The organism is Streptomyces sp. FIT100, from assembly GCF_024584805.1.
Lineage (GTDB): Bacteria > Actinomycetota > Actinomycetes > Streptomycetales > Streptomycetaceae > Streptomyces.
Genome location: NZ_CP075715.1, coordinates 1,516,722 through 1,537,381 on the forward strand (window position 1 = coordinate 1,516,722; position 20,660 = coordinate 1,537,381).

Here is a 20,660-nt window from a genome sequence, read left to right on the forward strand (position 1 = left end):
TACCGCAGTCATTCTCGCGCAGCCGGCCATCCGACGCGCTTCGGGAAAATCAAGCAAAACAAAAAGGACCCGTGGTCCCAGCTGAACGCTGGGACCACGGGTCCTGAAAGATTGTTCGGCGGCGTCCTACTCTCCCACAGGGTCCCCCCTGCAGTACCATCGGCGCTGAAAGGCTTAGCTTCCGGGTTCGAAATGTAACCGGGCGTTTCCCTAACGCTATGACCACCGAAACCCTATCGGGTTCGAGCGAACAAGCACACTCTTCAGTTAAGTAAGTGAATCTGGTTCGACCGGTGCGACTGTTCGCAACCCGGGAACCACACAGTGGACGCGAGCAACTGAGGACAAGCCCTCGGCCTATTAGTACCGGTCAACTCCACCAGTTACCTGGCTTCCATATCCGGCCTATCAACCCAGTCGTCTACTGGGAGCCTTACCCTCTCTAGGAGGTGGGAGTCCTCATCTCGAAGCAGGCTTCCCGCTTAGATGCTTTCAGCGGTTATCCCTCCCGAACGTAGCCAACCAGCCATGCCCTTGGCAGAACAACTGGCACACCAGAGGTTCGTCCGTCCCGGTCCTCTCGTACTAGGGACAGCCCTTCTCAAGACTCCTACGCGCACAGCGGATAGGGACCGAACTGTCTCACGACGTTCTAAACCCAGCTCGCGTACCGCTTTAATGGGCGAACAGCCCAACCCTTGGGACCGACTCCAGCCCCAGGATGCGACGAGCCGACATCGAGGTGCCAAACCATCCCGTCGATATGGACTCTTGGGGAAGATCAGCCTGTTATCCCCGGGGTACCTTTTATCCGTTGAGCGACGGCGCTTCCACAAGCCACCGCCGGATCACTAGTCCCGACTTTCGTCCCTGCTCGACCCGTCGGTCTCACAGTCAAGCTCCCTTGTGCACTTACACTCAACACCTGATTGCCAACCAGGCTGAGGGAACCTTTGGGCGCCTCCGTTACTCTTTAGGAGGCAACCGCCCCAGTTAAACTACCCATCAGACACTGTCCCTGATCCGGATCACGGACCCAGGTTAGACATCCAGCACGACCAGAGTGGTATTTCAACGACGACTCCACAACCACTGGCGTGGCCGCTTCACAGTCTCCCACCTATCCTACACAAGCCGAACCGAACACCAATATCAAACTGTAGTAAAGGTCCCGGGGTCTTTCCGTCCTGCTGCGCGAAACGAGCATCTTTACTCGTAGTGCAATTTCACCGGGCCTATGGTTGAGACAGTCGAGAAGTCGTTACGCCATTCGTGCAGGTCGGAACTTACCCGACAAGGAATTTCGCTACCTTAGGATGGTTATAGTTACCACCGCCGTTTACTGGCGCTTAAGTTCTCAGCTTCGCCTGGACGAATCCAAGCTAACCGGTCCCCTTAACGTTCCAGCACCGGGCAGGCGTCAGTCCGTATACATCGCCTTACGGCTTCGCACGGACCTGTGTTTTTAGTAAACAGTCGCTTCTCGCTGGTCTCTGCGGCCACCCCCAGCTCAGGAAGTAAATTCCCTCACCAGACGTGGCCCCCCTTCTCCCGAAGTTACGGGGGCATTTTGCCGAGTTCCTTAACCATAGTTCACCCGAACGCCTCGGTATTCTCTACCTGACCACCTGAGTCGGTTTAGGGTACGGGCCGCCATGAAACTCGCTAGAGGCTTTTCTCGACAGCATAGGATCATCCACTTCACCACAATCGGCTCGGCATCAGGTCTCAGCCTCAATGTGTGACGGATTTACCTACCACACGGCCTACACCCTTACCCCGGGACAACCACCGCCCGGGCTGGACTACCTTCCTGCGTCACCCCATCACTTACCTACTACCACCTTGGACCGGCGGCTCCACCACTCCGAGATTGTCCGAAGACGCACCCGACGGCTTCACGGCCTTAGCATTAATGGGCTCGATATTGGGCGTTTCAAAGCGGGTACCGGAATATCAACCGGTTGTCCATCGACTACGCCTGTCGGCCTCGCCTTAGGTCCCGACTTACCCTGGGCAGATCAGCTTGACCCAGGAACCCTTAGTCAATCGGCGCACACGTTTCCCACGTGTGTATCGCTACTCATGCCTGCATTCTCACTCGTGAACCGTCCACAACTCGCTTCCACGGCTGCTTCACCCGGCACACGACGCTCCCCTACCCATCACAGTCCCCGTTGGGGGTATGTACTGCAATGACACGACTTCGGCGGTACGCTTGAGCCCCGCTACATTGTCGGCGCGGAATCACTTGACCAGTGAGCTATTACGCACTCTTTCAAGGGTGGCTGCTTCTAAGCCAACCTCCTGGTTGTCTCTGCGACTCCACATCCTTTCCCACTTAGCGTACGCTTAGGGGCCTTAGTCGATGCTCTGGGCTGTTTCCCTCTCGACCATGGAGCTTATCCCCCACAGTCTCACTGCCGCGCTCTCACTTACCGGCATTCGGAGTTTGGCTAAGGTCAGTAACCCGGTAGGGCCCATCGCCTATCCAGTGCTCTACCTCCGGCAAGAAACACACGACGCTGCACCTAAATGCATTTCGGGGAGAACCAGCTATCACGGAGTTTGATTGGCCTTTCACCCCTAACCACAGGTCATCCCCCAGGTTTTCAACCCTGGTGGGTTCGGTCCTCCACGAAGTCTTACCTCCGCTTCAACCTGCCCATGGCTAGATCACTCCGCTTCGGGTCTTGAGCGCGCTACTAAACCGCCCTATTCGGACTCGCTTTCGCTACGGCTTCCCCACACGGGTTAACCTCGCAACACACCGCAAACTCGCAGGCTCATTCTTCAAAAGGCACGCAGTCACGAGGATCCAAAAGATCCCGACGCTCCCACGGCTTGTAGGCACACGGTTTCAGGTACTATTTCACTCCGCTCCCGCGGTACTTTTCACCATTCCCTCACGGTACTATCCGCTATCGGTCACCAGGGAATATTTAGGCTTAGCGGGTGGTCCCGCCAGATTCACACGGGATTTCTCGGGCCCCGTGCTACTTGGGAAATACGCAAGAGAGCCGCTGATATTTCGTCTACGGGGGTCTTACCCTCTACGCCGGACCTTTCGCATGTCCTTCGACTACACCAACGGTTTCTGACTCTCCGACCAGCCGGCAGACCGATCAAACACACTCCCACAACCCCCTGCACGCAACCCCTGCCGGGTCTCACACGTACAAGGTTTAGCCTCATCCAGTTTCGCTCGCCACTACTCCCGGAATCACGGTTGTTTTCTCTTCCTGAGGGTACTGAGATGTTTCACTTCCCCTCGTTCCCTCCACACTGCCTATGTGTTCAGCAGCGGGTGACAGCCCATGACGACTGCCGGGTTTCCCCATTCGGAAACCCCCGGATCAAAGCCTGGTTGACGACTCCCCGGGGACTATCGTGGCCTCCCACGTCCTTCATCGGTTCCTGGTGCCAAGGCATCCACCGTGCGCCCTTAAAAACTTGGCCACAGATGCTCGCGTCCACTGTGCAGTTCTCAAGCAACGACCAGCCACCCACCACCCCACCCCTACAAGGGCGAGTTCACCGGGGCCGGCATCGCGAAGGTTCAGACCATAGTCCGTACCCTCAGACACCCAACAGCGCGCCCAGCACGTTCAGTTGAGACTCTGCGTTCCACGCCGAAGCAGTACTAGCAGTCCTCATCCTGACCGTGCCGAATAATCAACGTTCCACCCATGAGCAAACCACCGTCGGACACTCGCCGACGTAGTGGCTCTGGACCCCCGGGCAAGCCCGGCGGCCTAGAAGCTCCTTAGAAAGGAGGTGATCCAGCCGCACCTTCCGGTACGGCTACCTTGTTACGACTTCGTCCCAATCGCCAGTCCCACCTTCGACAGCTCCCTCCCACAAGGGGTTGGGCCACCGGCTTCGGGTGTTACCGACTTTCGTGACGTGACGGGCGGTGTGTACAAGGCCCGGGAACGTATTCACCGCAGCAATGCTGATCTGCGATTACTAGCAACTCCGACTTCATGGGGTCGAGTTGCAGACCCCAATCCGAACTGAGACCGGCTTTTTGAGATTCGCTCCGCCTCACGGCATCGCAGCTCATTGTACCGGCCATTGTAGCACGTGTGCAGCCCAAGACATAAGGGGCATGATGACTTGACGTCGTCCCCACCTTCCTCCGAGTTGACCCCGGCGGTCTCCTGTGAGTCCCCATCACCCCGAAGGGCATGCTGGCAACACAGGACAAGGGTTGCGCTCGTTGCGGGACTTAACCCAACATCTCACGACACGAGCTGACGACAGCCATGCACCACCTGTATACCGACCACAAGGGGGCGACCATCTCTGGCCGTTTCCGGTATATGTCAAGCCTTGGTAAGGTTCTTCGCGTTGCGTCGAATTAAGCCACATGCTCCGCTGCTTGTGCGGGCCCCCGTCAATTCCTTTGAGTTTTAGCCTTGCGGCCGTACTCCCCAGGCGGGGAACTTAATGCGTTAGCTGCGGCACCGACGACGTGGAATGTCGCCAACACCTAGTTCCCAACGTTTACGGCGTGGACTACCAGGGTATCTAATCCTGTTCGCTCCCCACGCTTTCGCTCCTCAGCGTCAGTAATGGCCCAGAGATCCGCCTTCGCCACCGGTGTTCCTCCTGATATCTGCGCATTTCACCGCTACACCAGGAATTCCGATCTCCCCTACCACACTCTAGCCTGCCCGTATCGAATGCAGACCCGGGGTTAAGCCCCGGGCTTTCACATCCGACGCGACAAGCCGCCTACGAGCTCTTTACGCCCAATAATTCCGGACAACGCTTGCGCCCTACGTATTACCGCGGCTGCTGGCACGTAGTTAGCCGGCGCTTCTTCTGCAGGTACCGTCACTTTCGCTTCTTCCCTGCTGAAAGAGGTTTACAACCCGAAGGCCGTCATCCCTCACGCGGCGTCGCTGCATCAGGCTTTCGCCCATTGTGCAATATTCCCCACTGCTGCCTCCCGTAGGAGTCTGGGCCGTGTCTCAGTCCCAGTGTGGCCGGTCGCCCTCTCAGGCCGGCTACCCGTCGTCGCCTTGGTGGGCCATCACCCCACCAACAAGCTGATAGGCCGCGGGCTCATCCTTCACCGCCGGAGCTTTCAACCACAGACCATGCAGTCCGCAGTATTATCCGGTATTAGACCCCGTTTCCAGGGCTTGTCCCAGAGTGAAGGGCAGATTGCCCACGTGTTACTCACCCGTTCGCCACTAATCCACCCCGAAAGGCTTCATCGTTCGACTTGCATGTGTTAAGCACGCCGCCAGCGTTCGTCCTGAGCCAGGATCAAACTCTCCGTGAATGTTTACCGGTCATCCGGTCGACACACACGAGAGCGGTGCAACCAGGAGGAATAATCCCGATCACACACAGCGTCCTCGCTGTGTATACGCCTACCCGCCACACAGGCCGGTAGGACTTCAAAGGAACCACGACCATCCGAAGATGGACGGGGCATCAACTAATCTGGCGTTGATTTTTGGCACGCTGTTGAGTTCTCAAGGAACGGACGCTTCCTTCGTACTCACCCTCTCGGGCTTTCCTCCAGGCGCTTCCCTTCGGTGTTTCCAACCTTACCAGATTCATTTTCCGTTCCGTTCCCGGTTCGGATTCTGTTTCCAGTGGCCGTTGGAGAGCCTTTTGCCTTTCGGCGTGTTCACTACGTTAGCGGATTTCCCCGGTGACTCATAATCGAGCCGATCGGGATGAATTTCGGCATGCCGAAATCGCACCCGGTTTGGGTTTGTCGCAGGTAGTGGGTGGCCGCTTCGGGGGCAGTAGAACAGCAGTCCCTGTTCAAGCGGCTCGGGCTACGTTAGGCGGCGCGATACGCCGAGTCAAGTTGACCGACGGCGTGGCGCGTGGGCCCGATACGGGCTCACTGTGGGGTCGCCGTTGATCCAGTAGCGCCAGGGGTGTGTCGCCCCGTCGCCGCCCACTCCCGTGCGAGGGCCGTTGCGTACCTGGTCAGATGGCACCGGGGTGCCCGTGAGCAGGTGCAGCGGGGCATCGGGGCCGGCGCAGACATCGGTGCCGTCGAGGGTGCGGTCGATGTCGAGGGCCGTGGCCAGGCGGGCCGGACCTTTGGCCAGTTCCTTGTCATTTTGGGCTGAGATTCGACGTTTACGCGCGAGCTCGGCGCCCACATGGATCTCGCCCGCGCGCAGCAGGACGGCGCTCGCCATGCCCTCGGGGCCGCACACCAGGTTGAGGCAGTGCCACATGGCGTAGGTAACGCACCAAGCACGTATGTCGTTGGTCCGGCGGCATCATCGGCAAGGCGACGATAAGCAGGAGACAGGCAGTGCGAGCGATCATCTACGCCAGGCTCAGCCCCACCCCGAGGGACGAGGAGTCCAAAGGCGGGAACCTGGCACAACAGGTCGAGTTAAGTCAGGCGCTGTGCGACCGAAAAGGCTGGTCAGTTGTAGCCGTGATCGTCGAGAAGGACACATCAGCTTCGACCAAGCGGGGAGCCAAGCGCAGCGACGAGTGGGAGCGCGTCAAGGCTCTGGTGGAGGACGGCGAGGCGGACGCCATCGTGTCTCGCCACTTCGACCGCATGTATCGCACCCCCTGGGATCTTGAGGACCTAGTGGACCTGGCCGAGTCGACCGGTGTCACGCTGGCCGCCGCACAAGCTCAGGGAGTACTCGATCTGTCGACTCCGTCCGGCCGCCTCGCTGCTCGCATCGGTGCTGTGGTGGCTCGCAATGAGACCGAGCTACGAGTAGAGCGTCAGGTGCTCGGGCACCAGCGCCGTAGGGAGTCGGGTAGGCCGTTCTGGAGCACTCGCCCCTTCGGCTTCGAGCGGGACGGCAGGCATCGCGAGGCAGAGGCGGAGGCCCTGCGGCACGCGTACCGGGATGTCCTGGCCGGTGTCTCCCTCTGGTCCATCGCGAAAGACTGGAACAGTCGTGGTCTGCTCTCGCCGCACGGCAAGGAGTGGCGCAGCTCGAACCTTCGGGACGTTCTACTGAAGCCGAGGAACGCGGGAATCCAGACGTACTCGCAGTGGATCGAGAAGCCGGACGGGAAGCGCGTGCGGCTGACCGAGGAGACAGGTTCGGGCAACTGGAAGGCGATCCTCTCCGAGGGCATGTTCCGGGCCCTGGTCCGCTACCTGAGCGACCCCGAGCGCAACACGGGCGGCGGCGGCAGGCGCAAGGCTCTGCTGTCCGGTGTGGTCCGCTGCTCGAAGTGCCAAGGCGTCGTCACTCAAGGGTGGAGCAAGAAGAACGCGGCGGGCGAGCGGTACCGCATCTACACCTGTTCAGACGGCCGGTGCATCACCTGCCCGGCGGACCCCCTTGACTCCTTCGTGGTTCGGAAGGTCATCGACAGGGCTGAGGAGTGGAACGCGGCACCGGCCACGGACAACGCAGACGAGGAGCGAGAGGCCGGACTGCTGGCCGAGGAGACTGCCGCATCCGAGAGGCGCACCGCCCTGGCGGAGATGTTCGCCATAGGAGACATCGACGCGTCGACCCTACGGACGGGCGTCGGCAGGTGTGACGCCGACCTGACCAAGATCCGGGCCGAGCTGGCAGACCTGGCAGCGAAGCGGGTGCGCGTCGACTTGGGCGAAATCGAGTATCTGTGGGAGGAATTGGACTACGAGGACCCGGACCGCATCGACTACGTACGGACCATCGTCATGCAGGTCTGCGAGCGAGTCGAGCTGATGCCGCGCGGTCGAGGGGTCCGAAGCTTCAACGCCGGGCACTGCCGGATTACGTTCCGGACCCCCTGAGATCCGATCACGGAGAGCCGGGCCGGCCGTCACCGCTCAGCAGGTGAGGGGTGAACCCTGGTCGCCCTGCTGGGTGGCCCACCGTCACACAGGGAGCGAGAACAGCCGTACTGGCTCTGAGGGCCAGCGGGCGTCGTCGCACAGGGGCCAGGTCAGATCGTGTCCCTTGCCGAGTCGGACAACGAGCCCCTTCTTAGGACGCGGTGAGCTCGACTTTCGCCTGGTGATCTTCGAGGGTGCAGTCGGCCCACCCGGATCCCGCCAGCGTCCAGGTGATGCGCATGACGGATGTCACGGCTGCTCCCCGGTGAGAAAGTTCCGGACGTCGGCCGCCAGGGCAGTCATCTGCTCGCCGGCCTCCAGCCAGGTGATCACCGAGGCGCCCCAGCCGCCAGCGGCCTGTGGCCACGGCCGCAAGGCCCAGGTCAGCCCGACGTAGCCGCCAGATCGGAAGACGGCCGACACCGTCAGGTCTCGGTCGTTGGTCTGCCAGCTCCGTTCGCCGTCCCATCCCCGGTAGTCGGCAGCGAGCCCTTCCAGGAACGTGGTGAGATCGCTGTCCCAGATCCAGGCTACGACCTCGTTGACGCGAGCGATCAGGCCCGGGGCCTGTAGCTCGACGGCGTAGTGCACGGAGTCCGCGTCGAAGCTGAACCGGTCGCAGAACGTCACGCCCACGGAGGGGGTGTCCCGGCAGCGGATGGTCACGCTGGGCTTGTCGTCGAAGTGGCCGTCTGGGGATGTCATGCGCGGAACGCTAGGTCAGGGCTGTCTTGATCGTCATCTGGATTCGGCGCTGACCAGGCTGAGCGACCGTAGGTGGCCGGACGCAGCGGTGGTTCAGGTAGACCGAGACTGGGCGACCTGCAGTGAGGGGCTGCATCACCCGTCCGGCCCGAGTCGGCGCACGTCGGCCGTCACTCGACCGGCAAGAAACACGTCACCCGCCACGCTCGCGAGCGATCCCCCGTCTTCCGGCCCAAGTCCGCGCCGACTCGCCGGCGAGCCGTGAGCAAGGCGCGCAGCGCCTCAGGCTCCGGCGGACGGCTTGGCTCTCGGGCTCAGTCGGTACGCCGAGACCGTTGGATCACCGGCGAGGTAGAACCGGTGCTGCCAGTCGTGGGCCTTGCTCACGCCTACCCGTGGACCAACCTGGATGAGCGCGGTGGGTACCGGCTCACCCTCGGACAGCATGACCGAGGTGCCTGTCAGGAGGTCCGCGCCGTTGTGCTCTGCCGTGATGCCGAGTGCCTGGCAGAAGTTGCCCGGACCTCGGGCAAGACGTGGGGTCTCGACCCTGTCCCCTCTCCGCTTCCGCGCCAGGGCTTCCCCTTCGATGACCCTGCCTCCCCGGATGAGGACAGCTGAGGCGATGCCATCCGTCCCCGTGACGATGTTCGCGCACCAGTGGAGACCGTGGGACCGGTAGACGTAAAGGTGTCCTGCGGGTCCGAACATGACGGTGTTACGGGGTGTCCGGCCTCGGTAGGCATGGGAGGCTGGGTCGGCCGTACCGGAGTACGCCTCGGTCTCCGTGATGGCGATGCTCACGGTTCCCTCGGGGGTCTTGCAGGTGAGGACGCTTCCGAGCAGCTTGGGGGCGACCTCTTCAGCAGGATGGGAGAGGAGATCAACGTTCATGCTGACCGCCTTGACCTGGGTCGACCTCGCCCGCGTATGCCTCTACTTCCGTGAGCCGGAGCTCGATGGTTCCGTCGGCCGCGCTGCGGACCAGGGTGCGGCCGAGGAGGTCGCGGGCGACGTCGAGGACGGGGCGGTCGAAGAAGTCCCGGGGCAGCGGCGTACGGTCGGGGCTCTCGATCATGGCGTACGAGCGTACTCGTACGGGCCGGGGAACCGGCTACGGTCGTGGCGCGTAGATACGCCTGTACAGGGGTCGGCTTTCAAGAAGGAGTGAAGATGGGCTTCAAGCGGCTGCTCGCGAGCTTGGGTGCCGGCGGGGCATCGGTCGAGACGGAGCTGACGGAGGCGAACGTCGTCCCGGGCGGTGTCGTCCAGGGTGAGGTGCGGATCCAGGGCGGTTCGGTCGATCAGCGGATCGAGGGGCTGTCCGTCGGTCTCCAGGCGCGCGTCGAGGTGGAGGGCGGTGACCAGGAGGTCAAGCAGGACATCGAGTTCGCCAGGCAGCGTCTCGGGGGTGCCTTCGAGGTGAAGGCCGGTGCGGTGCACGTGGTGCCGTTCGGTCTGGACATTCCGTGGGAGACCCCGATCACCAGCATCGCGGGTCAGCGTCTGCACGGGATGAACATCGGTGTGACGACCGAGCTGGAGATCGCGCGGGCCGTGGACTCCGGCGACCTGGACCCGATCGACGTGCACCCGCTCCCCGCGCAGCAGGCGATCCTCGACGCGTTCGTGCAGCTGGGCTTCCGCTTCAAGAGCGCGGACATGGAGCGCGGGCACATCCGGGGGAGCCGGCAGAAGCTGCCGTTCTACCAGGAGATCGAGTTCCTGCCGCCGCAGCAGTACCGGGGCCTGAACCAGGTCGAGCTCACGTTCGTCGCCGACGACCGGGAGATGGACGTCGTGCTGGAGATGGACAAGAAGCCGGGGCTGTTCAGCGAGGGCAGTGACTCGTACCGGGCGTTCCAGGTGGATCTGCACCACTTCCAGGGAACTGACTACGTCGCCTACCTCAACCAGTGGCTTGCGGACGTCGGCGGGCGTCGTAACTGGTTCTAGGCCTCTAGGCTCGGTGCCGTAAGCGCGCGAGCGCAATCGCAGGACTCCCGAATTCGGAGGTTCAGACGTGACCGAGGCGAAGAGGGCTCCGCTGCCTCATGACTTCCATCCGCCGGTGCCGTCGTTCACGGTGACGAGCGCCGACATCGAGCCCGGTGGTGTCCTGAAGGACGCTCAGGTGCACTCGGCGGGCAACACGTCGCCGCAGCTGAGCTGGGAGGGCTTCCCGGCGGGGACGAAGAGCTTCGCTGTGACGTGCTTCGACCCGGACGCGCCGACGGGCAGCGGGTTCTGGCACTGGGTGCTGTTCGACATCCCGGCGTCGGTGACGGAGCTGCCTGCGGGTGCGGGCAGTGGGAAGTTCGAGGGGCTGCCCGAGGGCGCCGTTCAGGTCCGCAACGACTACGGGTCGAAGGACTTCGGTGGCGCGGCGCCGCCGCCGGGTGACGGTCCGCACCGCTATGTCTTCACCGTGTACGCGGTGGACAAGGAGAAGCTGGGGCCGGATGACGAGGTGTCGCCGGCGGTCGTGGGCTTCAATCTGAGGTTCCACGCGCTGGCGCGCGCCCAGCTCATCGGCGAGTACGAGAACCGCGGGTAGCTTTCCCAGGGTTCGTCTGTTGTTTGCCCGCTCCTGGTCTTGGAGAGATCAGGAGCGGGCATCTTTCGTTGTGCGCGGATATTGCGTTGTCCATCGCGGCGTGCCCGGCCAGAGTTGATCCAAGCCCAGAGCCCGCCACAAGGGCCGGGCCGGCACACGGGAGGTGGGGCACAATGCGGGACACGCTGGTACTGAACGCGAGCTTCGAGCCGCTGTCGACGGTGACACTGAACCGTGCAGTGGTGCTCGTGCTGCAGGACAAGGCCGTCGTCGAGCAGGCCCATCCCGAGCTGCGTGTGCGTGGTGCCGAGGTGGATCTTCCGGTGCCGAGGGTGATCAGGCTCTGCAGATACGTACGGGTGCCGTTCCGAAGACAGGCACCGTGGTCGAGGCGGGGTGTCCTGGTCCGGGACCAGCACCGGTGCGCGTACTGCGGGAGGCGGGCGACGACCGTGGACCATGTGGTGCCGCGGTCGCAGGGTGGTGCGGACAGCTGGCTGAACACGGTCGCGTCCTGCGCCGAGGACAACCACCGCAAGGCGGACCGGACGCCGGAGCAGGCGGGGATGCCGCTGCTGCACGATCCCTTCGTGCCGACTCCTGCGGACGCGATGCTGCTGGCGTTGCGGGCGGGTGAGCGGTCCGCGCTGCCGGACTGGCTGGCGCAGCACTCGACGCAGCCGGTGGCGCAGTCGGCCGCGTAGGCGGTGGCGTGAGCGGCGGCCGCAGGGCAGGACTGATGCGGGGAGCCCGCCTTCGTACGAGGTGTTCGTACGGAGGCGGGCTTCTGCGCGTCGGCGGCTGTGGTGTCAGCGCAGTGTGAGCTGGACGATGGCGACCGTACCCACGATGACGATCACGGTGCGCAGCACGACGGGTGAGAGCTTGCGGCCGACCTTGGCGCCGATCTGGCCGCCGATGGCGGAGCCGACGGCGATCAGCAGGACGGCGGTCCAGTCGAACTCGGCCACGAAGAGGAAGAACAGGGCCGCGGTGGCGTTGACGATCGCGGCGAGGACGTTCTTGGTGGCGTTGAGGCGCTGAAGGGAGTCGTTGAGCAGCATGCCCATGAGGGAGAGGTAGATGATCCCCTGGGCCGCGGTGAAGTAGCCGCCGTAGACGCTGGCGAGCATCACGGTGGTGAGGAGCAGCGGTCCGCCGTCGGGGTGGGGGTCGGTCGCGCCCTTGCGTTCGCGGCGGCGCTGGACCGCCTTGGAGATCCGGGGCTGGAGGATCACGAGGACGAGGGCGAGGGCCACCAGGACGGGGACGACGGTCTCGAAGGCCGTCGAGGGCAGCAGGAGCAGCAGCATCGCGCCGCTGAGGCCGCCGATGAGGGCGGCGAGGCCGAGGCGGAGGATGCGGCGGCGCTGGCCGGTGAGTTCGTCGCGGTAGCCGATGGCGCCGCTGATCGATCCCGGTATGAGGCCGAGGGCGTTCGAGACGGTCGCGGTGACGGGTGGCAGGCCGGTGGCCAGCAGGACCGGGAAGGTGATGAGGGTCCCCGAGCCGACGATGGTGTTGATCGTGCCGGCCGCCGTGCCTGCCGCGAAGACCGCGAGCGCTTCCCAGATGGACAACGCCATCTCCTCACATGATCAGTGGGTCGCCTCCCCGCCGTGGAGCCATGTGGGTCGAGGGGCCGTACTGATCATGCACGAGTCGTGCCGGGGTCAGTCGATGGGGGGCTGCTCGCGTCGCTCGGTGCCGCCGCCCTGCTGGGGAACGTTTCCGGAGTTTCCGTGGCTGCCGCTGTTGCCGCCGCCCGCGCCGGAGAGCGGGCCGCCGAAGCTGCCGATGGCGCCGGAGAGGCCCTTGAGCGCGTCGCCGATCTCGCTGGGCACGATCCAGAGCTTGTTGGCGTCGCCTTCGGCGATCTTCGGGAGCATCTGGAGGTACTGGTACGAGAGCAGCTTCTGGTCCGGGTCGCCGGCGTGGATGGCCTCGAAGACCGTACGGACGGCCTGCGCCTCGCCCTCGGCGCGCAGGGCGGCGGCCTTGGCCTCGCCCTCGGCGCGCAGGATGGCGGACTGCTTCTCGCCCTCGGCGGTGAGGATCTGCGACTGGCGGATGCCCTCGGCGGTGAGGATGGCGGCGCGCTTGTCGCGGTCGGCTCGCATCTGCTTCTCCATCGAGTCCTGGATGGAGGTGGGGGGCTCGATGGCCTTGAGCTCGACGCGGTTGACGCGGATGCCCCACTTGCCGGTGGCTTCGTCGAGGACGCCGCGCAGGGCGGCGTTGATCTCCTCGCGGGAGGTGAGGGTCCGCTCCAGGTCCATGCCGCCGATGATGTTGCGCAGGGTGGTGACGGTGAGCTGCTCGATGGCCTGGATGTAGCTGGCGACCTCGTATGTCGCGGCGCGGGCGTCGGTGACCTGGTAGTAGATGACGGTGTCGATGTTGACGACGAGGTTGTCCTGGGTGATCACCGGCTGGGGCGGGAACGGAACGACCTGCTCCCGCAGGTCGATCCGGTTGCGGATCGAGTCGATGAACGGCACGACGATGTTGAGCCCCGCGTTGAGTGTGCGGGTGTACCGGCCGAAGCGTTCGACGATGGCGGCGCTGGCCTGCGGGATGACCTGGATCGTCTTGATCAGGGCGATGAAGACAAGCACCACCAGAATGACCAGGACGATGATGATCGATGGCATCGTGCTTCCCGTGCCCTTCGCTGCCGGATGGATCTGATGATCGAGTTTCCCAGACCGGGGACGGTCATGGGTGCGATTCGGTCACATGGTCATGACGACGTGTCAGCTGACGTGTCACATCACCACGGCGGTCGCTCCGTCGATCTCGACCACGTCGACCTGCTCGCCGGGTTCGAATGCCCGACCGGTGTCGAGTGCGCGTGCCGACCAGATCTCCCCCGCGAGCTTGATGCGGCCGCCGCTGCCGTCGACCCGTTCCAGCACGACGGCTTGACGGCCTCTCAGCGCGTCGACTCCCGTTGCCAGTTGGGGCCGCTGGGCGCTGTGCCGGGCCGCGATGGGCCGTACGACCGCGATGAGCGCGACCGAGACCGCGGCGAAGACGACCACTTGGGCCACGATGCCGAAGCCGAGGCCGGCGGTGACGGCTCCGGCGACCGCTCCTGCGGCGAGCATCCCGAATTCGGGCATGGCGGTGAGGACGAGGGGGATACCGAGCCCCACTGCCGCGATCAGCCACCACACCCATGCGTCGATGTCCACACGGGCATGGTAGGACCGGGGAGGCCGCCCCGACAGGGCGCGATCAGGAGAGCCTGGCGCGATCAGGACAGCGGGAGGCCCTGGGCGGTCCAGCGCTCGCCGTTGCGCTCGACGACGAGCGGGAGGCCGAAGCAGAGCGAGAGGTTACGGGACGTCAGCTCGGTCTCCATGGGGCCCGCGGCGAGCACCTTGCCCTGGCGGATCATGAGGACGTGCGTGAAGCCCGGGGCGATCTCCTCGACATGGTGGGTCACCATGATCATGGAGGGGGCGAACGGGTCGCGGGCGAGCCGGCCGAGGCGGCGGACCAGGTCCTCGCGGCCGCCGAGGTCGAGTCCGGCGGCGGGCTCGTCGAGGAGGAGCAGCTCGGGGTCGGTCATCATCGCGCGGGCGATGAGGGTGCGCTTGCGCTCGCCCTCGGAGAGGGTGCCGAACTTGCGGTCCAGGTAGTCGGACATGCCGAGGCGGTCGAGGAAGGCGCGGGCGCGCTCCTCGTCGACGGCGTCGTAGTCCTCGTGCCAGGTGGCGGTCATGCCGTAGGCGGCGGTCAGGACGGTCTGCAGGACGGTCTGGCGCTTGGGCAGCTTCTCGGCCATGGCGATGCCGGCGACGCCGATGCGGGGGCGGAGGTCGAAGACGTCGATGCTGCCGAGCCGGTCGCCGAGGATGGTGGCGGTGCCGGTGGTGGGGAAGAGGTAGCTGGAGGCGATGTTGAGGAGGGTGGTCTTGCCGGCTCCGTTCGGGCCGAGGATCACCCAGCGCTCGCCTTCCTTGACCGACCAGGAGACGTCGTCCACCAGAGCCCGTCCGTCGCGGACCACGGATACGTCCACCAGCTCCAGTACATCGCTCATGAGCGCGTTGTCTCCCCATGCAATCGTCGAGAGGTCTTCGGAGTCCGGTGCGCCTGTGGCGTGGGCCTGTGGGCGTGGCTCCCAGGGAAAACCTACGCCACCGGGCGGGTGGGCCGGTGGGCCGGTCCGGTACCTAGGCTGTGTCCATGCTCTCGGAACCACGCTCAGGACGACTGGCCGCTTGGGGAAATGCCCTGTTGGCCGGATTTGTATCACCCGATGACGCGGTGGTCGCGATTGTCGGGGAGGACGCGGTGCACCGCGTGGAGGGCCTGCCGGGCGAGGCAGGGCCGGTCGGACTCACGCTGGCGCTGGGGCGGCTGCGCGGGCTGGGGGTGAGCGGCTTCCGGGTCGCGCTGCCCGCGCCGGGGCATCCGCTGGGGCTCAGCGGGCCGCCGGAGTTCAACACGCGGGCGCTGGACGCGGAGGAGGCCGTCGTCGGCCACGGGGCCGCGTACGGGCTGGTGCCCGAGGTGTACGAGGCGGGTCCGGCCGGCGATGTGCATGTGGAGGTCGTCTGGCACTGCCTGCCGGTACGGGAGGCCCCGCCGGCCGACGTGCCCTCGCTCGGGGAGGCCGAGCGGGAGCTGGCGGAGGCGCTGCGGGAGGCGACGGCGGTGCTGTCGCGGCTCGACGTGGCGGCGTCCGGCCCGGTGGCGGAGGCCGCGGTGGACGCGTACCGGGCGCGGGCGGAGGCGGGTGCGGGCCGTGAGGTGCTGGCGCCGGGCTATCCGCCGCGCGCGGCACGTGTGCTGGAGCTGGCCCAGCGGATCGGGCTGCTCATCTCGCTGGCGTACGAGAACGGGCACGGCGGCGCGATGAGCGCATCGGAAATGGCGGCTCGGGGGGCGGCGCTGCGGCCGGTGGAGCGGGTGGCGCGTCGGGCCCAGGTGGCGGCGTACAACGCGTACGTGGAAGAGCTGGAACGCCGACAACCCTGACGGCCCTGACGGCCCTGACGCCCCTGACGCCCCTGACGACCCCGATGGCCCGCCCATGCCCAGCGGCCCACCCGCGCCGGGCAGACGACCGGCCCCGGGCGGGTGCCCGGGGCCGGGGGTCCGTGCCGTGCAGGCGGGTGCGCCCGCGGCGGCAGGGTCAGAGGTTGACGGCCTCGTTGCCGAAGACCGGGTTGAGCAGACCGATGACGTTCACGGTGTTGCCGGCCACGTTGACCGGGACGTGGACCGGAGCCTGAACCAGGTTGCCGGATCCGATGCCCGGGGAGTTGAAGGCCGTGCCCTCGGCGTGCGCGGAGGTGGCGGACGCGACACCGGCACCGGCCGCGACGATGCCACCGGCGATCACGGAGACGGCCACGGCCTTCTTCAGGTTCTTCACTTCAGGGTCCTCCTGGTCATCGCTGCGGCGTGTTCGCCGCAGTACGCCATGAAGAACGCGGGCGGGCCGCCCGGGATACGCCATGTGGGCTATATACACACGACGGTATGAATCTCACACCGGAGGACGACGGTCCGCTCGGTCGCCCGCTGACCTGCCGAAACGTTCTGATCAGCCGGTGAGTCCGTGACGCACCGCCCACAGCGCCGCCTGCGTACGGTCCGCGAGGTCGAGCTTCATCAGGATGTTCGACACATGGGTCTTCACCGTCTTCTCGGAGAGGACCAGCGCCCGCGCGATCTCCCGGTTGGAGCGGCCGTCGGCGATCAGGCCGAGCACCTCGCGCTCCCGCTCGGTCAGCGAGCCGCCCCTCCCCTGCCCGGCCGCGGGGTCGTCCTGGGCGAGCAGGGCGCCGGCCACCTCGGGCTGGAGCAGCACATGGCCCGCGTGCACCGAGCGGATCGCACCGGCCAGCGCGTCCGGGTCCACGTCCTTGTACACATATCCGGAGGCGCCCGCGCGCAGCGCCGGGATCACCGTGCGCTGCTCGGTGAAGCTCGTGACGACGAGCACCTTCGCGGGATTGTCGAGGGCGCGCAGCTTGCGCAGGGCCTCGATGCCGTCGGTCCCGGGCATCTTGACGTCCATCAGCACGACGTCCGGCCGGAGCTCCTCGGCGCGGGCCACGCCCTCGTCGCCGTCACCCGCCTCGCCCACGACCTCGATGTCGTCCTGCACCTCGAGGAACGTACGCAGGCCGCGGCGGACGACCTGATGGTCGTCCACCAGCAGCACGCGGATCGCCCGCCCCTCCCCCGCCACGGCCCTTGCGCCGGGGCGCTGCGCGCCACCCCGCTCTTCGTCAGCCACCGGGGACCTCCATCTCGACCGTCGTGCCCTTTCCGGGCGCCGATTCCACCGTGAGGGTGCCGCCGACGCCGCTCGCCCGGTCGCGCATCGAGACGAGGCCGAGGTGGCGGCCGGCGCTGCGGACCGCGTGGGGCTCGAAGCCCTTGCCGTCGTCCGTGACGCTGAGGACCGCGCCCTGGCCGCGACGGGCCAGGCCGACCGCGACCAGCTGCGCGCCCGAGTGCCGCAGCGCGTTGTGCAGGGCCTCCTGGGCCACCCGGAGCAGCGCCTCCTCCTGGGCGGCGGGCAGCGCGCGGACGCCGTGGCTGTCGAAGGTGACGCGTGCGGTGTGGGCACGGTCGAGGACCTGTATCTGCGTCCGCAGGGTGTTGACCAGGCCGTCCTCGTCCAGCGCCGCGGGGCGCAGCTCGACGACGGCGGCCCGCAGCTCGTCGGCGGCCTCGGCGGCGAGTGAGGCGACCTGCTGGAGCTCGCCCTTGGCGCGGACCGGGTCGCGGTCCACGAGCCTGGCGGCGGCCTGGGCGGTGAGCCGGAGCGAGAAGAGCTTCTGGCTGACGGCGTCGTGGAGCTCGTGGGCGAGGCGGGAGCGCTCCTCGGCGATGGTGAGCTCGCGGCTGCGCTCGTACAGCCGGGCGTTGGTGAGGGCGATCGCGGCGTGCTGGGCGAGGACCGAGAGGAGCTCCTCGTCCTCCTCGGTGAAGCCGCAGCCGCCGGCCGGGCGGGGGCAGCGCTTGTTGGCGAGGAAGAGGGCGCCGATCGTCTCGTCGCCGTCCTTGATGGGCAGACCCAGGAAGTCCGACATGTCGGGGTGGGCGGAGGGCCAGCCCTCGAAGCGGGGGTCCTCCCGCACGTCCGCGAGCCGCTCGGGCCTGGCGTCCCTGAGCATCGAGGCGAGGATGCCGTGCTGGCGCGGGAGCGGGCCGATCGCCCGCCACTGCTCGTCGCTGACGCCGTCGACGACGAACTGGGCGAAGCCGCCGTGGTCGTCGGGCACGCCCAGCGCCGCGTACTCCGCGTCGAGCAGCTCACGGGCCGAGGCGACGATCGTCTTGAGGACGTCGCGCACCTCGAGATGCCTGCTCATGGCGAGGAGAGCGGTGCTCACGGCGGCCAGCCCCGAGCTCGGTCGATGGCTCATGGCATCACCGTACCGGCGAGCGTGACCGTGTGTATCGGCCTGTGGACGGCCGCGGCTCACGACCAGCGGACTAGGCCGAAGTGCCCTGGCCGGTACGGGCCCGCGGAGGAGGTGCGGGCCGGGGGCGCGGATCCACGCTGAGGGGCATCGGCAACAGACGGGGACAGAGGGGATGGATGTCATGCCTGTCGCGATCATCACGGGTGCGTCGAAAGGGCTGGGGCGCGCGCTGGGGGCGGCGCTCGCGCGGCGCGGCTGGGATCTGGTGCTGGACGCGCGGACGGCGTACGTGCTGGAGGAGGCCGCCGTCGAGCTGAGGCGGTACGGGACCCGGGTGGTGGCGCTGCCGGGGGATGTCACGGACGCCGGGCACCGCGGGGAGCTGGTCGCGGCGGCCCGTGCCCTCGGCTCGCTCGATCTGCTGGTGAGCAACGCGAGCGCGCTGGGCGCCGAGCCGCTGGTACGGCTCGCGGAGCTGCCGCCCGAGGGGCTGCGGGCGGCTCTGGAGACCAATGTGGTGGCGGCCCTGGGGCTGGTGCAGGAGGCGCTGCCCCTGCTGCGCACCGCACCGTCGGGTGCGGTGATCGCCGTCTCGTCGGACGCGGCGGCGGAGGCGTACGGGACCTGGGGCGGCTACGGGGCGTCGAAGGCGGCGCTCGACCAGCTGGCCGCGGTCCTGGCGGTGGAGGAGCCAGGACTGCGGGTGTGGGCGGTCGACCCGGGCGACATGCGCACGGATCTGTACGCGGCCGCCGTGCCGGGCGACGACGAGCCGAGGCCGGCCCCGGAGTCGGTGGTTCCGGGGTTTCTGCGGCTACTGGACGAGCGGTCGGCGAGTGGGCGGTACACGGCATCGGCGCTGGTGGAGGCGCGATGACGGGTATGGGGGCACAGGGCCCGCTCGGGACGCAGGGGGCGCTGGGGACCCCAGGGACCCCGGGGGCGCTGGGGGCGCTGGGGGCGCTGGGGGCGCTGCGGGTGCCCGACGAGTTGCCGGCGCGGGTTCCGGCGGAGCAGCGCGGGAACGGGCGTGACGACGTACGGCTGCTGATGTCGCGCGGTACGGCGGTGTCGCACCACGCCTTCGGGGAGCTGCCGGGGCTGCTGCGCACCGGTGACGTGCTGGTGGTGAACACCTCGGCGACGCTGCCCGCGGCCGTGAACGCGCGGCTGTGCGGTGAGCGGCTGGTCGTCCACTTCTCCACGCGGGGAGAGGACGGCCGGTGGGCGGTGGAGCTGCGCAGCCCGGACGGGTCGGGCAGCACGCTGCCGCGACCGGGCGGCCCCGTGGGGGCGCAGATCCGGCTGCCCGGGGGCGGGCTGCTCGTGCCGCAGGAGCCCCTGGTGACGGGCGCGGACCGGTTGTGGTGGGCCACGGTGTCCGTCGGTGTGCCGGAGCTGATGCGGCGCTACGGCAGGCCGATCCGGTACCGCTACACGGAGCGGGACCAGCCGCTGTCCGCGTACCAGACGGTGTTCGCCCTTCCGGCGCAGGACGGGGCGGGTTCGGCGGAGATGCCGAGCGCGGGCAGGCCGTTCACGGAGCGGGTGGTCACGGAGCTGGTGCGCCGGGGTGTGCAGTTCGCCCCGGTCACGCTGCACACGGGGGTGGCTTCGGCGGAGGCGCACGAGCCGCCGTACCCGGAGCGCTTCGAGGTCCCCGCGACGACGGCGCGGCTGGTGAACGTGGCGCGGGCCGGTCGTCGTGCCGCGGCGCGGAGCGCCTCGCCGGCGGACGGCGGCCGGGCGGCGGGTGGGCGGATCGTCGCGGTGGGGACGACGGCGGTACGGGCGCTGGAGTCGGCCGCCGACCGCGACGGCGTCGTACGGGCGGCGTCCGGGTGGACCGATCTGGTCGTGACGCCCGGGCGCGGGGTACGGGCGGTCGACGGCCTGCTGACCGGGCTGCACGAACCGGCGGCCTCGCATCTGCTGATGCTGGAGGCGATCGCCGGACGGGAGGCGCTGGGCGCCGGTTATACCGAGGCGCTGCGCCGTCTCTATCTGTGGCACGAGTTCGGCGACCTGCATCTCATCCTGCCGGATGACAACCTTCACACTTTGCTATGAGTAATCCACACTGAGTGAGCCCGCCCCCTGCCGGATGTGAGCCCGCGCATAGGACGTGCATCACGTACGAACGGACTTAGTGGAACCAAAAGGGACGTATAAGCATCACGTGAGCGGGCAGTAGGGGCGATTTGCGCGA

At 66.7% G+C, this 20,660-nt stretch carries 16 protein-coding genes, 3 rRNA genes and 2 pseudogenes; 7 read left to right on the forward strand and 14 right to left on the reverse strand.

Annotated elements, in window-relative coordinates; genetic code table 11:
• Positions 1 to 113 precede the first annotated feature (113 nt).
• The 4 genes and pseudogenes from rrf to KK483_RS06535 all read right to left on the reverse strand — a co-directional run.
• Positions 114 to 230: ribosomal RNA gene (rrf, locus tag KK483_RS06520) — 5S ribosomal RNA — on the reverse strand.
• Positions 231 to 340: 110 nt separating this feature from the next.
• A 23S ribosomal RNA gene (locus KK483_RS06525) occupies positions 341 to 3,459 on the reverse strand.
• 311 nt (positions 3,460 to 3,770) lie between these two features.
• A 16S ribosomal RNA gene (locus KK483_RS06530) occupies positions 3,771 to 5,296 on the reverse strand.
• Together the 16S, 23S and 5S rRNA genes form the textbook arrangement of a ribosomal RNA operon.
• Before the next feature lie 535 nt (positions 5,297 to 5,831).
• A pseudogene (locus tag KK483_RS06535) lies at positions 5,832 to 6,227 on the reverse strand (DNA-3-methyladenine glycosylase); the annotation flags it as partial.
• A gap of 71 nt (positions 6,228 to 6,298) precedes the next feature.
• On the opposite strand from KK483_RS06535, the gene KK483_RS06540 reads away from it, so the two are divergent.
• The gene (locus KK483_RS06540) at positions 6,299 to 7,747 is read left to right on the forward strand and encodes a recombinase family protein (RefSeq protein ID WP_262004253.1); all 1,449 of its coding nucleotides are present in this window, start codon (positions 6,299 to 6,301) and stop codon (positions 7,745 to 7,747) included.
• A gap of 291 nt (positions 7,748 to 8,038) precedes the next feature.
• Here the strand turns inward: KK483_RS06540 and KK483_RS06545 are convergent, their stop codons facing one another.
• The 3 genes and pseudogenes from KK483_RS06545 to KK483_RS06555 form a co-directional block, all read right to left on the reverse strand.
• Positions 8,039 to 8,494: a DUF6228 family protein gene (locus KK483_RS06545; RefSeq protein WP_262004254.1), complete on the reverse strand. Its 456-nt coding sequence runs from the start codon at positions 8,492 to 8,494 to the stop codon at positions 8,039 to 8,041.
• A gap of 282 nt (positions 8,495 to 8,776) precedes the next feature.
• On the reverse strand, positions 8,777 to 9,388 hold the full coding sequence (locus KK483_RS06550; protein WP_262004255.1) for a DNA-3-methyladenine glycosylase: 612 nt from the start codon (positions 9,386 to 9,388) through the stop codon (positions 8,777 to 8,779).
• A gap of 13 nt (positions 9,389 to 9,401) precedes the next feature.
• Positions 9,402 to 9,572, reverse strand: a pseudogene (locus KK483_RS06555) (DNA-3-methyladenine glycosylase); the annotation flags it as partial.
• 95 nt (positions 9,573 to 9,667) lie between these two features.
• Between KK483_RS06555 and KK483_RS06560 the strand changes: the two are divergent.
• From KK483_RS06560 to KK483_RS06570, 3 genes are all read left to right on the forward strand, one after another.
• Positions 9,668 to 10,450 carry a sporulation protein gene (locus tag KK483_RS06560; protein WP_262004256.1) on the forward strand — a complete coding sequence of 261 codons (783 nt, stop codon included), beginning with the start codon at positions 9,668 to 9,670 and terminating at the stop codon, positions 10,448 to 10,450.
• A 67-nt stretch (positions 10,451 to 10,517) separates the two neighbouring features.
• Entirely contained in the window at positions 10,518 to 11,051 is a 534-nt protein-coding gene (locus tag KK483_RS06565; protein ID WP_262004257.1) for a YbhB/YbcL family Raf kinase inhibitor-like protein, read from the forward strand.
• A 173-nt stretch (positions 11,052 to 11,224) separates the two neighbouring features.
• On the forward strand, positions 11,225 to 11,755 hold the full coding sequence (locus tag KK483_RS06570) for an HNH endonuclease (RefSeq protein ID WP_262004258.1): 531 nt from the start codon (positions 11,225 to 11,227) through the stop codon (positions 11,753 to 11,755).
• Positions 11,756 to 11,860: 105 nt separating this feature from the next.
• Here KK483_RS06570 and KK483_RS06575 read toward each other — a convergent pair whose 3' ends face one another.
• The 4 genes from KK483_RS06575 to KK483_RS06590 form a co-directional block, all read right to left on the reverse strand.
• Positions 11,861 to 12,631 carry a sulfite exporter TauE/SafE family protein gene (locus KK483_RS06575; protein WP_262004259.1) on the reverse strand — a complete coding sequence of 257 codons (771 nt, stop codon included), beginning with the start codon at positions 12,629 to 12,631 and terminating at the stop codon, positions 11,861 to 11,863.
• 93 nt (positions 12,632 to 12,724) lie between these two features.
• The gene (locus KK483_RS06580; protein WP_262004260.1) at positions 12,725 to 13,705 is read right to left on the reverse strand and encodes an SPFH domain-containing protein; all 981 of its coding nucleotides are present in this window, start codon (positions 13,703 to 13,705) and stop codon (positions 12,725 to 12,727) included.
• Positions 13,706 to 13,819: 114 nt separating this feature from the next.
• On the reverse strand, positions 13,820 to 14,248 hold the full coding sequence (locus tag KK483_RS06585) for an NfeD family protein (RefSeq protein WP_262004261.1): 429 nt from the start codon (positions 14,246 to 14,248) through the stop codon (positions 13,820 to 13,822).
• Between the two features lie 62 nt (positions 14,249 to 14,310).
• Positions 14,311 to 15,102, reverse strand: coding sequence for an ABC transporter ATP-binding protein (locus KK483_RS06590; protein WP_262004262.1), 792 nt, complete (start codon positions 15,100 to 15,102; stop codon positions 14,311 to 14,313).
• Positions 15,103 to 15,248: 146 nt separating this feature from the next.
• On the opposite strand from KK483_RS06590, the gene KK483_RS06595 reads away from it, so the two are divergent.
• Positions 15,249 to 16,043, forward strand: a complete 795-nt coding sequence (locus KK483_RS06595; protein ID WP_262004263.1) for a hypothetical protein — start codon at positions 15,249 to 15,251, stop codon at positions 16,041 to 16,043.
• Positions 16,044 to 16,200: 157 nt separating this feature from the next.
• Here the strand turns inward: KK483_RS06595 and KK483_RS06600 are convergent, their stop codons facing one another.
• The 3 genes from KK483_RS06600 to KK483_RS06610 all read right to left on the reverse strand — a co-directional run bounded on the left by KK483_RS06600 (position 16,201) and on the right by KK483_RS06610 (position 18,451).
• The gene (locus KK483_RS06600) at positions 16,201 to 16,443 is read right to left on the reverse strand and encodes a chaplin (protein WP_262004264.1); all 243 of its coding nucleotides are present in this window, start codon (positions 16,441 to 16,443) and stop codon (positions 16,201 to 16,203) included.
• A 171-nt stretch (positions 16,444 to 16,614) separates the two neighbouring features.
• Positions 16,615 to 17,265, reverse strand: coding sequence for a response regulator transcription factor (locus KK483_RS06605; RefSeq protein ID WP_313879508.1), 651 nt, complete (start codon positions 17,263 to 17,265; stop codon positions 16,615 to 16,617).
• A 40-nt stretch (positions 17,266 to 17,305) separates the two neighbouring features.
• On the reverse strand, positions 17,306 to 18,451 hold the full coding sequence (locus tag KK483_RS06610) for a GAF domain-containing sensor histidine kinase (RefSeq protein ID WP_262004265.1): 1,146 nt from the start codon (positions 18,449 to 18,451) through the stop codon (positions 17,306 to 17,308).
• Between the two features lie 181 nt (positions 18,452 to 18,632).
• Here KK483_RS06610 and KK483_RS06615 point away from each other — a divergent pair, with 181 nt between their 5' ends.
• Together KK483_RS06615 and KK483_RS06620 are read left to right on the forward strand one after the other, a co-directional pair.
• Complete coding sequence (locus tag KK483_RS06615) at positions 18,633 to 19,328, forward strand: SDR family oxidoreductase (RefSeq protein WP_262004266.1); 696 nt, start codon at positions 18,633 to 18,635, stop codon at positions 19,326 to 19,328.
• Complete coding sequence (locus KK483_RS06620; protein WP_399013507.1) at positions 19,325 to 20,521, forward strand: S-adenosylmethionine:tRNA ribosyltransferase-isomerase; 1,197 nt, start codon at positions 19,325 to 19,327, stop codon at positions 20,519 to 20,521. The genes KK483_RS06615 and KK483_RS06620 overlap by 4 nt, the downstream gene beginning before the upstream one ends.
• The last annotated feature ends 139 nt before the right edge of the window (positions 20,522 to 20,660 follow it).